Raw genomic sequence first — 13,722 nt, 5'->3', positions numbered from 1 at the left:
GCGTTGCGACATCTTGTCAAATGCCAAGTCCTGCACCATGTCTGTCCGGCCCTTTTCTCGCTCGGAAGTCATTCATGGAACAGATCACCGTCCTCCTTCAGGATCCCGCCGCCTGGGTCGCCCTTCTGACCCTCGTGGTCATGGAAGTCGTGCTCGGCATCGACAACCTCATCTTCATTTCGATCCTGACAAACAAGCTGCCTGCCGAAATGCGCGAAAAGGCACGCCGCATCGGCATCGGCCTGGCACTCGGCATGCGCCTTGCGCTGCTCGGAACGGTCGCCTGGATCGTCCAGCTGACAACGCCGGTGTTTGAGCTCTTTGGTCACGGCTTCTCCTGGAAGGACATGATCCTGATTGCCGGCGGCCTGTTCCTGGTCTGGAAGGCCACCAAGGAAATCCACCACAATGTCGACCCGGTCGACCAGGAAGAGGATTTCATCGCCTCCTCCGCCTCCACGACCTTTGCCAGCGCGATTGGCCAGATCCTGCTGCTCGACCTCGTCTTCTCCATCGACAGCATCATCACCGCCGTTGGCATGACGCCCCATCTTCCGATCATGGTAATAGCGGTTCTCGCTGCCGTTACCGTGATGCTTGTCGCAGCGACACCGCTCGCCAATTTCATCGAAAAGAACCCCACCATCGTGATGCTGGCGCTGGCCTTCCTCCTGATGATCGGCACGACCCTGATTGCCGAAGGCATGGGCTTCCATGTGCCCAAGGGGTACATTTACGCCGCTATGGCCTTCTCGGCACTGGTCGAGGTCCTCAATATGTTTGCCCGACGCAAACGCGAGCGCAACCGCGCCGTCGCCAAAGCCACTGCATCATCGCTCCACTGAGCGCATCTCATATGGCACTATGATCGGCCCGCTTCGGCGGGCCGATTTTTTTTCGCACAGTAACATCTTGGGAACCCTTTGCTCTTGCCTGAATTGGAGGCAGGTTCTAGTCCTTCACCCAACGCGTCACCAACGCCGGGGCACCATGACATACGAGCAGATACTCTCCTTCAGTCTCATTGCCGTGATGATGGCGGCATTCCTCTGGGAGAAGCTGCGATATGACGTCATCGCCTGCGGCGCGCTGATCGCATCGGTCGCGCTTGGCCTCGTCACGCCGAAAGATGCCTTTGCCGGCTTCTCCGACGATCTTGTTATCATTGTCGGCAGCGCCCTTGTTGTATCAGCCGGTGTTGCCCGCTCCGGCGTGGTCGACCTGGCGATCAAGCGGTTCTTCCCTGCCCTGAGCTCCCTCCACGGCCAGATGCTGCTGCTGCTGGTTTCAGTCGCCGTCCTCTCCGCCTTCATCAAGAACATCGGGGCTCTGGCAATCATGATGCCAGTGGCCTTCCGCTTTGCCCGCAAGTCCAGCGTGCCGGTTTCTGTTTTTCTGATGCCGATGGCCTTTTCTGCCCTGCTCGGTGGCCTGATGACACAGATCGGCACCTCGCCCAATATTGCGGTCTCCCGGCTCCGCCAGGAAATGACGGGCCAATCCTTCACGATGTTTGACTTCACCCCCGTGGGGGGCCTTCTGACGGTCGGCGGCATTGCCTTTCTGATCTTCTTCTATTGGCTGGTGCCCCGGCGCGAAAATCAGAATCCCTCACTGCAGGAGGCGCTGGAAAGCTCGAACTTTACCACCGAGGCTCGCATCCCCGGCCAGTCGGCTTTTGTCGGAAAGCCGCTCAACGCCTTGCTGCAACTGACACAGGGCGAGGTGACCGCAACGGCCATCCTGCGCGGAGACACGCGGCTCTCGCCCTTCCCCGATATCATCCTGCAGGAAGACGACACCATCCTTCTGGAAGGTCCTTCTGAAGGCCTCGACAGAATTGTGTCCCAGGCCAATCTGTCGCTCGGCAACGAGGGAACAGGCAAAAGCGGCCCGGACCGGCGCAAGCGCGGCGACCTCTCCTCGGTCGAAGCCGTGGTCGGACGCGGATCGCCGCTGATTGGTCAGACAGCCAAGGAACTGTCCCTTGTCCACACCTATGGCGTCAATCTCCTGGCGGTCAGCCGCCAAGGCAAGCGCATGCGCGAACGTCTTGGCGCGATCACGCTGCGCTCCGGCGATGTCGTGCTTCTGCAGGGTCTGCGCCAGCAAATGCCGTCCATCCTGACCGAACTTGGCTGCCTGCCATTGGCGGAGCGGGAAATCCTGCTCGGCACATCGCGCAATGTCCTGATCCCGCTTGCCATTCTCGTCATCGCCATGGGTGCGACGGCGGTCGGCCTCGCACCGGTCGCCATCGCCTTCTTCGCCGCAGCCCTGGCCATGGTCGCCTTTGGCGTCATTCCGGTGAGTGAGGTCTACCGCGCGGTCGACGGCCCGATCCTCGTCATGCTGGCCGCCCTTATCCCGGTCGCAGATACGCTGCGCACGACCGGCGGCAGCGACGTCATCGCCGGCTGGCTGAATGTGGCGGCGTCCGGCATGCCAGCCTGGGGAACAGTGGCGCTGATCCTGGTCACGGCCATGGCTGTCACGCCCTTCCTGAACAATGCAGCGACCGTCCTCGTGATGGCGCCGATTGCGGCAAGCTTTGCAACCGGCCTCGGCTATAAGCCGGAGGCCTTCCTCATGGCAGTTGCCATCGGCGCCGGTTGCGACTTCCTCACTCCGATTGGTCATCAGTGCAACACGCTGGTCATGGGTCCGGGCGGCTACAAGTTTTCCGACTATCCACGGCTTGGCCTGCCCCTCTCCTTCATGGTCCTGCTGGTGGCCGTTCCAGCACTGCTTTACGTCTGGCCGGTGCAATAGAATCCCGAACGCAAAAAAGAACCTGCGCCGGCGGGCGCAGGTTCCAGGGGCGGGGACTTGGGGACGAACACAGGTCGGACGGTTGAGGGGCTCGTCTGCCAATTCGTTGGCCAGGGAGAGAAACCGGAAAAATCTCCCTGTTCCCCTTGATCCCGTCGCGTCCGGTTGGCACGACCTGCGTTCTGGCTAAGAAACGAGCGCCATGGCCTCTGGTTCCATGCCACCTCGTGTTTTTTTTAGAGCCAGAGGCAGGCCGGTGGCGGCAGCAACCTGTTTGCCTCGGTTTTCCTTGACGCAATCGCCTGAATATGGCCTAAGGCCAGCCGGCGGAAGAGGCATGGGCACTGGCAAAGATCAGCCTGCCCCACCGCCAAACGCATCCTTCGCATCCCCTTTGAAGACCGGGCATCCGCCGGGTCCCCGCACGCACCACGAGCTGAGTTCCATGACCAATTCCGGCGTCCGCGTCCGCATCGCACCTTCCCCGACCGGCGAGCCCCATGTCGGCACCGCCTATATCGCGCTGTTCAACTACCTCTTCGCGAAGAAATTCGGCGGCGAGTTCATTCTGCGCATCGAGGACACCGACGCGACGCGCTCGACGGCCGAATTCGAACAGAAGGTGCTGGACGCCCTGAAATGGACCGGCCTCACCTGGTCGGAAGGCCCAGATGTCGGCGGCCCCTACGGCCCGTACCGCCAGTCCGAGCGCAAGGATCTCTACCGCCCCTTCGTCGACAAGATGCTCGACAATGGCGGTGCCTTCCACTGCTTCTGCACGCCCGCACGCCTGGAAAGCATGCGCGAGGCACAGCGCGCGGCCGGCAAGCCGCCGGGCTATGACGGTCACTGCCTGCACCTGAAGGCCGAGGAAGTCACCACCCGCGTGGCCGCCGGTGAGCCGCATGTCATTCGCCTGAAGGTACCGACAGAAGGTTCCTGCGATTTCCACGACGGCGTCTATGGCGATGTCTCGATCCCGTGGGAAAGCGTCGACATGCAGGTCCTCTTGAAGGCCGACGGCATGCCGACCTATCACATGGCCAACGTCGTCGACGACCACATGATGAAGATCACCCACGTCGCCCGTGGCGAAGAGTGGCTGGCCTCCGTGCCGAAGCACATCCTCATCTACAGGCATCTCGGCCTTGAACCGCCAGTCTTCATGCACCTGTCGCTGATGCGCAACCACGACAAGTCGAAGCTGTCGAAGCGCAAGAACCCGACCTCGATCTCCTACTACTCGGCCCTCGGCTATTTGCCGGAAGCCCTGATGAACTTCCTCGGCCTGTTCTTCATCCAGATCGCCGAAGGCGAAGAGCTGCTGTCTATGGAAGAGCTCATCGCAAAGTTCGACCCCGACAACCTGTCCAAGGCCGGCGCGATCTTCGACATCCAGAAGCTCGACTGGCTGAACGGCCGCTGGCTGCGCGAGAAGCTGACACCGGAAGACTTCGTCGCCCGCGTGCTCGACTGGTCGATGGAGAATGACCGTCTCGTCGAAGGCCTGAAACTCGCCCAGAGCCGCGTCACCAAGCTCGGCGAAGTCCCGCCGCTCGCCGGCTTCCTGCTTGCCAACGACGTTGGTCTTTCGCCCGCCTCCTTTGGCGGCCTAAAAACCAGCCCGGCCGAGACGCTCGAAATCGTCACCACCGTCCAGGCGGATCTCGAAAAGATCCTTGAATGGAACGTCACGACCATCGAGGAAGAACTCCGCGCGATCTCCGAACGCCTGAACAAGAAGCTGCGCGTTGTCACCCCGCCCCTCTTCGTCGCCGTCTCCGGCAGCCAGCGCTCGCTGCCGCTGTTTGACTCGATGGCGCTCCTCGGCCGCTCGGTCGTGCGCCAGCGGCTGAAGATTGCGATCCAGGTGCTGACCGCGATGGCGGGTGCGCAGAACTGAGGGTAGCCCCTCCCCCTTGTGGGGAGGGGTTGGGGAGGGGTTTTTGCCCCGAGCAAGACGCCTCCCCTCCCCGTCGCTTCGCTCCGACCCTCCCCACAAGGAGGAGGGTTGACCGAGCCAGCCGCACCGGCGAACTGAAACGAACACAGCCGCAAGAGGCATTCACACGATGACCGAACAGAAGACCGAAACCGCCCTCTCCTCCGACCCGACAGAGGTCCGCCGCCAGAAGCTTGCGCTGCTGCGCGAAACCGTGGGCGACGTCTATCCGGCGCATTTCCACCGCACGATGACCAACGCGGAATTCGCCGAGAAGTACGCGGGTCTGGAACTGGACGAGACGTCGGAAGACATCATCACTGTCGCAGGTCGCGTCTATTCCTCGCGCAATTCCGGCATGTTCATGGATATCCATGATGCCTCGGGGAAGATCCAGATCTTCTCCCATAAGGACACGACCCCGGAAGAAGCCCGCGCGCTTTTGCCGATGATCGACCTCGGGGACATTATCGGCGTCAAGGGCCAGGTCCGTCGCACCAAACGTGGTGAGCTCACCATCAACGCCCATGAAATCACCATGCTCACCAAGACGCTTCTCCCCATGCCGGAGAAGTATCATGGTCTTGCCGACATCGAGCTACGCTACCGCAAGCGCCACCTCGACATTCTCACCAACGAGGAATCCAAGCTCCGCTTCCAGCAGCGCTCGAAGATCGTCTCCGGCATTCGCCGCTTCATGGAGGCCGAAGGCTTCCTCGAAGTCGAAACGCCGATGCTGCAGACCGTCTATGGCGGCGCGACAGCCGAGCCCTTCAAGACACACCACAACACGCTGAAGATGGATATGTATCTGCGCATCGCGCCGGAACTGTTCTTGAAGCGCACGCTGGTCTCAGGGCTTGCCGACAAGGTGTTCGAGGTCAACCGCAACTTCCGCAACGAAGGTGTGTCGACCCGCCACAACCCCGAATTCACCATGCTGGAATGCTACTGGGCCTATGCCGACTACGAGGACATCATGGGCCTCGTCGAACGCATGTTCGAGACGCTTGCCGTCTCGATCCACGGCACGACGGACATCACCTTCGGCGACAAGGAAATCTCCTTCAAGGGCCCGTTCAAGCGCGTGCCCATGCCTGATGCCGTCAAGGAAGCAACCGGCATCGATTTCCTCGCGATGAAGACCGACGAAGAAGCCCGTGCCGCCGCCAAGGCCGCCGGCTTTGCCGTCGAAAAGGACTGGACCTGGGGCGAATGCCTTGCCTTCATCTTCGAAGAAAAGGTCGAGGGCACGCTGATCCAGCCGTCACACGTTACGCATTTCCCGAAGGACATCTCGCCCTTTGCCAAGGAAGTGCCGGGCGAGCCGCGCCTCGTCGAGCGTTTCGAGACCTATTGCAACGCCTGGGAAGTCGGCAACGCCTTCTCCGAACTCAATGATCCGGAAGAGCAGCGCAAGCGCATGGTCGAGCAGCTCGAACAGGCCCATTCGCGCGGCGAAAAGGACAAGCAGCTTGACGACGAGTTCCTCGACGCCATCGACCAGGGAATGCCGCCCGCCGGCGGCCTCGGCATCGGCGTCGACCGCCTCGTCATGCTGTTGACCAACGCCCCGTCGATCCGCGACATCATCCTTTTCCCGGCGCGCCGCAATCGCAACGATTGAGCGAGCGCAGGTTCAACAAACGAAAAAGGGCGGCCATCCTGCGATGGCCGCCCTTTTTTTTTTGATTTCGAGAATTCAGTGATCCGCCTTGGCGTGCTCATCCGTCTTCGGCTGCGCCTTGGGCGGCAGGATGGCCTCGTCTTCGGCGGGTGCATCCGGGCCGCTTCCCGCAGCCGCTGGCTTGGCGTCCGTACCGGAGTTTGCAGCCGCACCATGGCTTGTCGTCTCGGCCCCATCCGCGGCACCGCCTTCGATCGGGGCTGCCCGCATCTTGGCCAGCCAGTCATCGCCCTGGTTCGGCGCCGTCGCCGGGCCGGCATCCTCGGAAGTCGCGTCTTCCGCCTTTGCTGCCTCAGGCTCTGACGGCTCATCGCCACCGCCAAGACCCACCATGCTCTTCAAGCCGTCGAACCAACCCTTGTCCTCGGCAGGGGCTGCCGTAGTCTCTGCCGGCGCGGCGGCATGATCCTCGACGGGGGCAGCGGCATGATCGTCGGCTGGAGCCTTTGCCTGTTCCTCGGACGCCACATCGCCATGGCCATCAACAGGAGTCTCGGCCATGGCCCGAGCGTGATCATCAGCAGGCGTCGCGCCATCTTCCTTCGCTGGTGCCTCCGCATGTTGCTCAGCGGGTGCAGCAGCGTGGTCATCAGCCGGTGCTGCGGCGTGATCTTTGGCAGGCGCATCCCCGTGGCCTTCTGCGGGGGCCGACGCGTGCCCTTCCGCAGCGGCTGCCGCATGGCCGTCAGCCGGTGCTGCCGCATGATCTTCCGCAGGCGCATCCCCGTGGCCTTCTGCGGGGGCCGCAGCATGACCGTCCGCAGCGGGTGCCGCATGGCCGTCAACAGGTGTTGCCGCATGGTCGGCAGCCGGGGCTTCGTCACCGCCCAGCCCGACCATGCCCATGACGGTGGCCATCCAGCCCTTGCTCTCCGTCGTGCCGTGCTCGGCAACGGGTGTCTCTTCGCCATGGCCTTCGGCAGGCGCTTCGCCATGCGCATCCGCCGGCGCTTCGCCGTGACCTTCAGCTGGCGCTTCGCCATGACCATCGGCCGGCGCCTCGCCATGGCCTTCGGCAGGAGCCTTTTCACCATGGCCCTCGGCAGCCGCACCATGGTCTCCGCCCTCGGGGACTTCGACCTCGGGTTTCAGACAATCCGTTGAGTCATCCAGTTTTGCCATGAGCGCCTGGATATCGGCGTCCGGCATTTCGAAACGCTCGCCAAAAAACTGACCGTTTGCAGCAGCAGTCCCATCAATGTAGCGTGCGGTCAGCACCCGTGCGGACGCCTCCTCGGGTACGCGGCTCGGATCCGGCACATAGATCACATCCGCACCGACAGATCGGCCACGGATCAGCGCCCGGCTGGTCGGCCCGTTCACATCCAGCACCACCACCTGCACCAGGTCAGCCTTCTTTGCTTCCTGCACCGCCTTGGCGACGCGGAGCGCTGTCTTGATCCGTCCGAGACCATCACTCGGCTCGTCTGTGGTGACATATTTGCGGATCCAGAAACGATCCTTTTTCTGGATTTCGACGGTTTGCACTTCGGTGCAGGCAAATCCGTTCAGCTCTGCATAGGATGGGCCGAGGAGTTGGTCTGCGCCGATGAACACGGCAGCAGCACCCGTGCCGCCGCACATGACAAGCGCGGCTCCTGCGATCAGCACGACTTTGCGTGACAGGTGAGGCTTTGGAATCCTCACGCTTCGAACTCCGCCATGACACTGTCCCGACTGTTGACGCAATACTGACCGTCACCATATGCCAGTCTCCTTGCAGAACCCTTAAGCCCATCTTCCCATTATGAAACGGCAAGGCTTTCGCTTGTTTTTGCAAATCATTCGCAAGAGCGTTGACAAACGCCGACCGCGCTATAAGTTTTAATGCGAATGAGTTGCAAGAATGGGATGAACCATGATTTCGAAGCTCGGCCGACTACTGGCGCTTGCCCTGCTCCTTCCCGGAGCGGCACTTGCCGACGAGAAGCCGAAGATCGTAACGACCTTCACGGTGATCGCCGACATCGCCCGCAACGTCGCGGGTGACGCAGCCACGGTCGAGAGCATCACCAAGCCCGGTGCCGAGATCCACGGCTACCAGCCAACCCCGCGCGATATCCTGAAGGCCCGCGATGCCGATCTCGTTCTGTGGAACGGTCTCAATCTGGAAGTCTGGTTCGAAAAATTCCTCGCCAATCTCGGCGACGTGCCCAATGTGACGGTCAGCGATGGCGTAGAGCCGATCGACATTTCCGGCGGGGACTACGAGGGCAAACCCAACCCGCATGCCTGGATGTCGCCGGAAAACGCCCTCATCTATGTCGACAACATCCGCAAGGCACTGATTGAAATCGACCCGGCCAATATCGCCGTCTACGAAGCCAATGCCCGCACCTATACGCTGAAGATCAGGGCGGAGATCGATCCCTTGAAGGCAGAGATCGCAGCCCTGCCGGAAGACCGGCGTTATCTCGTCACCAGCGAAGGCGCCTTCTCCTATCTGGCCCGCGATCTCGGCCTCAAGGAACTCTATCTCTGGCCGATCAATGCCGACAGTCAGGGCACGCCGCAGCAGGTCAAGGCGGTGGTCGATGCGGTGGTCGAGAACAAGATCCCGGCCGTCTTCTCCGAAAGCACGGTCTCCGACAAACCGGCAAGACAGGTAGCGGCAGAAACCGGTGCAGCCTATGGCGGCGTGCTCTATGTCGACTCGCTGAGCGACGAGAGCGGCCCGGTCCCGACCTATATCGACCTCCTCAAGGTTACCGTCTCCACCATTGCGAAGGGTCTCGCCGGATGATCATGGGATCGCGCGATCGAAGGTCACCCCGCCAGGCACCGCAAGGCATCACGGCGAACGACGTCACGGTCACCTATCGCAACGGCCACACGGCATTGCGCCATGCAAGCTTCGCCATCCCGACCGGCACCATCACGGCCCTTGTCGGTGTCAACGGCGCCGGCAAATCCACTCTCTTCAAGGCGATCATGGGCTTCGTTCCGGTCGCCTCGGGCGAGATCCGCGTTCTCGGCATGAACGTGCGCGAGGCGCTGCGCCGGAACCTGATCGCCTATGTACCGCAGGCCGAAGAGGTCGACTGGAATTTCCCGGTGCTGGTCGAGGACGTGGTGATGATGGGCCGCTACGGCCACATGAATTTCCTGCGCATTCCCTCAAAGCACGATCACCAGCTTGTCGATGAAGCGCTTACCCGCGTCGGCATGTCGGACTATCGCAAGCGCCAGATCGGCGAACTCTCCGGCGGCCAGCGCAAGCGTGTCTTCCTCGCCCGCGCGCTCGCCCAGGAAGGCCAGGTCATCCTGCTCGACGAACCCTTTACCGGCGTCGACGTCACGACCGAAGAACAGATCATCAGCCTGATGAAGGACCTGCGCGCCGAAGGCCGCGTCATGCTGGTCTCGACCCACAATCTCGGCAGCGTTCCGGACTTTTGTGATCGCACCATCTTCGTCAAGGGAACCGTCATCGCATCCGGCACGACGCAAGACACCTTTACCGAAGACAACCTGAAGACCGCGTTTGGCGGCGCGCTCCGCCATTTCGTGCTGGCTGGCCGCGATCTGCATGACGACGAAGACGGCCGCGAAGTCACCGTGATCACCGACGACGAACGCCCCTTCGTTATCTACGGCACACCGAAGCCCGGAGTGAACAATGCTCGCGACGCTTCTTGAGCCCTTCACTTATGACTACATGCGCAATGCCATCCTGGTCAGCGCACTGGTAGGCGGCGTCTGCGGCTTTCTCTCTGCCTATCTCATGCTGAAGGGCTGGTCGTTGATCGGCGACGCACTGTCCCATGCCATCGTGCCCGGCGTCGCCGGCGCCTACATGCTCGGCCTCCCCTTCGCCTTTGGCGCCTTCCTCTCCGGCGGCATGGCAGCCCTTGCCATCCTCTTCCTCAACCAGCGCACCAAGCTCAAGGAAGATGCGATCATCGGCTTGATCTTCACCTCGTTCTTCGGTCTTGGCCTCTTCATGGTGTCGATCTCGCCTGTCTCGATCGACATCAAGACCATTGTGCTTGGCAATATCCTCGCTATTACGCCCGCCGATACACTGCAGCTCGTCCTGATCGGTGGCGTGAGCCTTCTCGTTCTAACGCTCAAGTGGAAGGACCTGATGGTCACCTTCTTCGATGAGAACCACGCCCGGTCGATCGGCCTCAAGCCTGAGCGGCTGAAGGTGATCTTCTTCACACTGCTCGCCGCCTCCACGGTCGCAGCCATGCAGACGGTTGGCGCCTTCCTCGTCATTGCCATGGTCGTGACGCCCGGCGCCACCGCCTATCTCTTGACCGACCGTTTCCAGCGACTGATCCTCATGGCACTGAGCATCGGTGCCGGCACCAGCTTCGTCGGCGCCTATGCAAGCTACTTCCTCGATGGTGCAACCGGCGGCATCATCGTCGTGCTGCAGACCGTGATCTTCCTGGCCGCCTTCCTGTTCGCGCCCAAACACGGCATGCTGGCCGCCCGCAGCCGCGCCCGTGAAGCGCTCGAGCCGGTCCCACACACCACCACCGCCATCAAAAGCATCGCGCCGCAGGGCCTTGCAGAAGAGCGCCCCGCATGAGCGAAACCCTTGAACTCGCGCTCCTGCCGTTCCAGCTGCCCTTCATGCAGTCCGCTTTCGTGGTGACGCTGATGATCGCCGTGCCCATGGCGCTGCTCTCCTGCCTGCTGGTGCTGAAGGGCTGGTCACTGATGGGCGATGCCGTTTCCCATGCGGTGCTGCCCGGCATAGTCATGGCCTACATTGCCGGCATACCGCTTGCCATTGGCGCCTTTATTGCCGGCCTCGCCTGCGCGCTGCTCACCGGCTTCATCAAGGAAAACAGCCGCATCAAGGAAGACACGGTTCTCGGCATCGTCTTCTCCGGCATGTTCGGCCTCGGTCTTGTGCTCTATGTGCAGGTCAAAAGCTCCGTCCACCTCGACCACATCCTTTTCGGCGACATGCTTGGCATCCTGCCGTCAGACCTGATCGAGACGGGCCTGATTGCCCTCTTCTCCACGCTCTTCCTCGTCGTCCTGCGCAAGGACCTGCTGGCGCATGCCTTTGATCCGCAGCACGCCCAGGCCATCGGCCTTTCGGTGCGCCTGCTGCATTACGGTCAGCTCGCGGTTTTGTCCCTGCTCGTCGTTGGCGCGTTGAAGGCGGTCGGCATCATTCTCTCGGTCGCCATGCTGGTTGCCCCCGGCGCGATTGCCTTCCTGCTTACACGGCGATTTGCCACCATGCTGGTCGCCGCCGTCACTGTTGCCGTCACGGCCTCACTGTCCGGCATCTATGTAAGCTTCTTCCTGGACAGCGCCCCGGCCCCAACCATCGTTTTGATCATGAGCACCATGTTCATCCTCGCCTTTCTGCGCACTGTCTGGACGGCAAGGCACGAGCGCCAGATGCCGGTATCGGAGATCGACGGTTAAGCCGCCACCCCGGATACCTCCCCAAACCCGTCGGTCGACCCGAGGCGCAAGCCCTGCGTCGCCCCTTGTCGTGGATCAAGTGATCTGCCTCAGCCTGCGCTATGCTGCGGTTCACGCAATGAGCGAGGAGCACACAGGGCATGACATCCATGAGATTGCTGGAAACGCCAAGTCGCCATCTGTTCTTCACCGGCAAAGGCGGGGTCGGCAAGACTTCGCTCAGTTGCGCAACCGCCATCGCGCTTGCCGACAAGGGCTTGAAAATCCTGCTGGTCAGCACGGATCCTGCATCCAATCTCGATGAAATGCTCGGCGTGGCGCTCGACACCGAGCCCACCCCGGTACCGGGCGTGCCCGGCCTCTCGGCGATGAACATAGATCCCGAAACCGCGGCCGAGGAATACCGGGCGCGCGTGCTCGACCAGATGGGGCCGGCGGCCACGGAAACGGAAAAGGCCACCGTTCGGGAGCAGTTGTCGGGTGCCTGCACCACCGAGATCGCGGCCTTCGATGCCTTTGTCGGCCTGCTGGCCGATGACAATCCGCTCTTCGATCACATCATCTTCGACACCGCCCCGACCGGCCATACGCTGCGGCTATTGAGCCTGCCGAAAGCCTGGACGGGCTTTCTCGAAGCCAATCAACGCGGCGCCTCCTGCCTTGGGCCCCATTCCGGCCTGAAGATGCAGGAAGATCGGTTTCGCGATGCCCTGCAATGCCTGGGCGATCCGGCCCGCACCACCATCGTTCTCGTGACCAGGGCCGAGCGGGGCGCTATCCGCGAAGCCGCACGCACGGCTGGCGAACTGGCCGAGCTTGGACTCTCGAACCAGATGCTCGCAGTCAACGGCCGCTTCACGCCCTCGGACCCGGCCGATCGGGTGGCGGTCGCTTTCGCCGCAGAACAGACGGCAGCCCTCGCCGATCTGCCGCCATCGCTTGCCGCACTTCCCCGTGACGAGGTGCCGCTCAAATCCTTTGACATGATCGGGCTCTCCGCCCTTCGAGGCCTGTTCTCGCCCGACGCGGCGTTGGTCGCAGCAGACGCAGACATGTCGATCACCATTACCGATCTCCCGCAGCTTTCAACACTGGTGGACGACATTGCCGAAGGCGACAAAGGCCTTGTCATGATCATGGGTAAGGGCGGGGTCGGCAAAACCACGATTGCCGCCGCTGTCGCAGTCGGCCTCGCAGCACGCGGTCATACCGTACACCTGACGACGACCGATCCGGCAGCACATCTGTCCTTCGTGGTCGGTGGAGACGCAATGCCGGGCCTGACTGTTGACCGCATCGACCCTGAAGCCGAGACGGCGCGCTATATCGAGAAAATCCTGTCGACCAAGGGGCGTGATCTCGATCAGGACGAAAAGGATCTGCTGCGCGAGGATCTCGCCTCCCCCTGCACCGAGGAAGTCGCCGTTTTCCACGCCTTTTCCCGTGTCGTCGGCGAGGCGCGCTCGAGCTTCGTCGTCATCGATACGGCGCCGACCGGCCACACGCTGCTGCTGCTCGACGCAACAGGTGCCTATCACCGTCAGATGACGCGCCACATGGATGACGCTGCACCCGGCCGCATGGTGACCCCGCTGATGCGCCTTCAGGACCCCGCCTATACCCGTGTTCTGCTGGTGACCTTGGCCGAGACGACGCCCGTTTCGGAGGCCGCCGCCCTGCAGGAGGATCTGCGCCGCGCGAAAATCGAACCCTATGGCTGGGTGGTGAACAAGTCGATGGCCATCACCGGCACACGCGACCCGCTCCTACGCGCCCGCATCAAGGGCGAGATGGCCCAGATCGAGCGCGTAAAACGGGATTTTGCCCACCGCCTCTATGGCCTGGATTTCCGCGCCGTGGCGCCGGTCGGACTGCCGGCCCTGCTTGAGCTCGTCCAGCAGCGGCAAACGCCGCAACATTGATA

Annotated in this window: 10 protein-coding genes; 9 read left to right on the top strand and 1 reads right to left on the bottom strand. The window is 62.2% G+C overall.

The window, feature by feature from the left end; all coding sequences use genetic code 11:
• Nucleotides 1–74: 74 nt before the first annotated feature.
• From ACSV9I_RS10740 to lysS, 4 genes are all read left to right on the top strand, one after another.
• Nucleotides 75–845: a TerC family protein gene (locus tag ACSV9I_RS10740; RefSeq protein WP_438328866.1), complete on the top strand. Its 771-nt coding sequence runs from the start codon at nt 75–77 to the stop codon at nt 843–845.
• Nucleotides 846–990: 145 nt separating this feature from the next.
• Nucleotides 991–2,772 (top strand): SLC13 family permease, encoded by a 1,782-nt coding sequence (locus ACSV9I_RS10735; protein WP_054157034.1) that lies wholly within the window; start codon nt 991–993, stop codon nt 2,770–2,772.
• Between the two features lie 445 nt (nt 2,773–3,217).
• The gene (gene gltX / locus ACSV9I_RS10730) at nt 3,218–4,675 is read left to right on the top strand and encodes a glutamate--tRNA ligase (RefSeq protein ID WP_438328865.1); all 1,458 of its coding nucleotides are present in this window, start codon (nt 3,218–3,220) and stop codon (nt 4,673–4,675) included.
• A 169-nt stretch (nt 4,676–4,844) separates the two neighbouring features.
• Nucleotides 4,845–6,341: a lysine--tRNA ligase gene (lysS, locus tag ACSV9I_RS10725; protein WP_438328864.1), complete on the top strand. Its 1,497-nt coding sequence runs from the start codon at nt 4,845–4,847 to the stop codon at nt 6,339–6,341.
• Between the two features lie 75 nt (nt 6,342–6,416).
• Here the strand turns inward: lysS and ACSV9I_RS10720 are convergent, their stop codons facing one another.
• Nucleotides 6,417–8,048, bottom strand: coding sequence for a hypothetical protein (locus ACSV9I_RS10720; protein WP_438328863.1), 1,632 nt, complete (start codon nt 8,046–8,048; stop codon nt 6,417–6,419).
• A 211-nt stretch (nt 8,049–8,259) separates the two neighbouring features.
• Here ACSV9I_RS10720 and ACSV9I_RS10715 point away from each other — a divergent pair, with 211 nt between their 5' ends.
• From ACSV9I_RS10715 to arsA, 5 genes are all read left to right on the top strand, one after another.
• A complete protein-coding gene (locus tag ACSV9I_RS10715; protein ID WP_156318471.1) occupies nt 8,260–9,144 on the top strand; it encodes a metal ABC transporter substrate-binding protein in 885 nt (294 codons plus the stop codon).
• Nucleotides 9,145–9,146: 2 nt separating this feature from the next.
• A complete protein-coding gene (locus ACSV9I_RS10710; protein WP_438329133.1) occupies nt 9,147–10,040 on the top strand; it encodes a manganese/iron ABC transporter ATP-binding protein in 894 nt (297 codons plus the stop codon).
• Nucleotides 10,021–10,941: a metal ABC transporter permease gene (locus ACSV9I_RS10705; RefSeq protein WP_438328861.1), complete on the top strand. Its 921-nt coding sequence runs from the start codon at nt 10,021–10,023 to the stop codon at nt 10,939–10,941. Before ACSV9I_RS10710 ends, ACSV9I_RS10705 begins: the two co-directional genes overlap by 20 nt.
• Nucleotides 10,938–11,798 (top strand): metal ABC transporter permease, encoded by an 861-nt coding sequence (locus ACSV9I_RS10700; RefSeq protein ID WP_438328860.1) that lies wholly within the window; start codon nt 10,938–10,940, stop codon nt 11,796–11,798. Before ACSV9I_RS10705 ends, ACSV9I_RS10700 begins: the two co-directional genes overlap by 4 nt.
• A 140-nt stretch (nt 11,799–11,938) precedes the next feature.
• The gene (arsA, locus tag ACSV9I_RS10695) at nt 11,939–13,720 is read left to right on the top strand and encodes an arsenical pump-driving ATPase (protein ID WP_438328859.1); all 1,782 of its coding nucleotides are present in this window, start codon (nt 11,939–11,941) and stop codon (nt 13,718–13,720) included.
• Nucleotides 13,721–13,722: the final 2 nt, after the last annotated feature.

The sequence above is a fragment of the Rhizobium sp. G187 genome, assembly GCF_051549525.1.
In the GTDB taxonomy this organism is placed as follows: domain Bacteria; phylum Pseudomonadota; class Alphaproteobacteria; order Rhizobiales; family Rhizobiaceae; genus Allorhizobium.
This window is presented reverse-complemented; position numbering and strand designations above follow the sequence as displayed.

What these genes read in the sequence shown, in the direction of transcription:
- ACSV9I_RS10740 (WP_438328866.1), top strand. Translation starts at nt 75, where the DNA reads ATGGAACAGATCACCGTCCTCCTTCAGGATCCCGCCGCCTGGGTCGCC.
- ACSV9I_RS10735 (WP_054157034.1), top strand. Translation starts at nt 991, where the DNA reads ATGACATACGAGCAGATACTCTCCTTCAGTCTCATTGCCGTGATGATG.
- gltX (WP_438328865.1), top strand. Translation starts at nt 3,218, where the DNA reads ATGACCAATTCCGGCGTCCGCGTCCGCATCGCACCTTCCCCGACCGGC.
- lysS (WP_438328864.1), top strand. Translation starts at nt 4,845, where the DNA reads ATGACCGAACAGAAGACCGAAACCGCCCTCTCCTCCGACCCGACAGAG.
- ACSV9I_RS10715 (WP_156318471.1), top strand. Translation starts at nt 8,260, where the DNA reads ATGATTTCGAAGCTCGGCCGACTACTGGCGCTTGCCCTGCTCCTTCCC.
- ACSV9I_RS10710 (WP_438329133.1), top strand. Translation starts at nt 9,147, where the DNA reads ATGGGATCGCGCGATCGAAGGTCACCCCGCCAGGCACCGCAAGGCATC.
- ACSV9I_RS10705 (WP_438328861.1), top strand. Translation starts at nt 10,021, where the DNA reads ATGCTCGCGACGCTTCTTGAGCCCTTCACTTATGACTACATGCGCAAT.
- ACSV9I_RS10700 (WP_438328860.1), top strand. Translation starts at nt 10,938, where the DNA reads ATGAGCGAAACCCTTGAACTCGCGCTCCTGCCGTTCCAGCTGCCCTTC.
- arsA (WP_438328859.1), top strand. Translation starts at nt 11,939, where the DNA reads ATGACATCCATGAGATTGCTGGAAACGCCAAGTCGCCATCTGTTCTTC.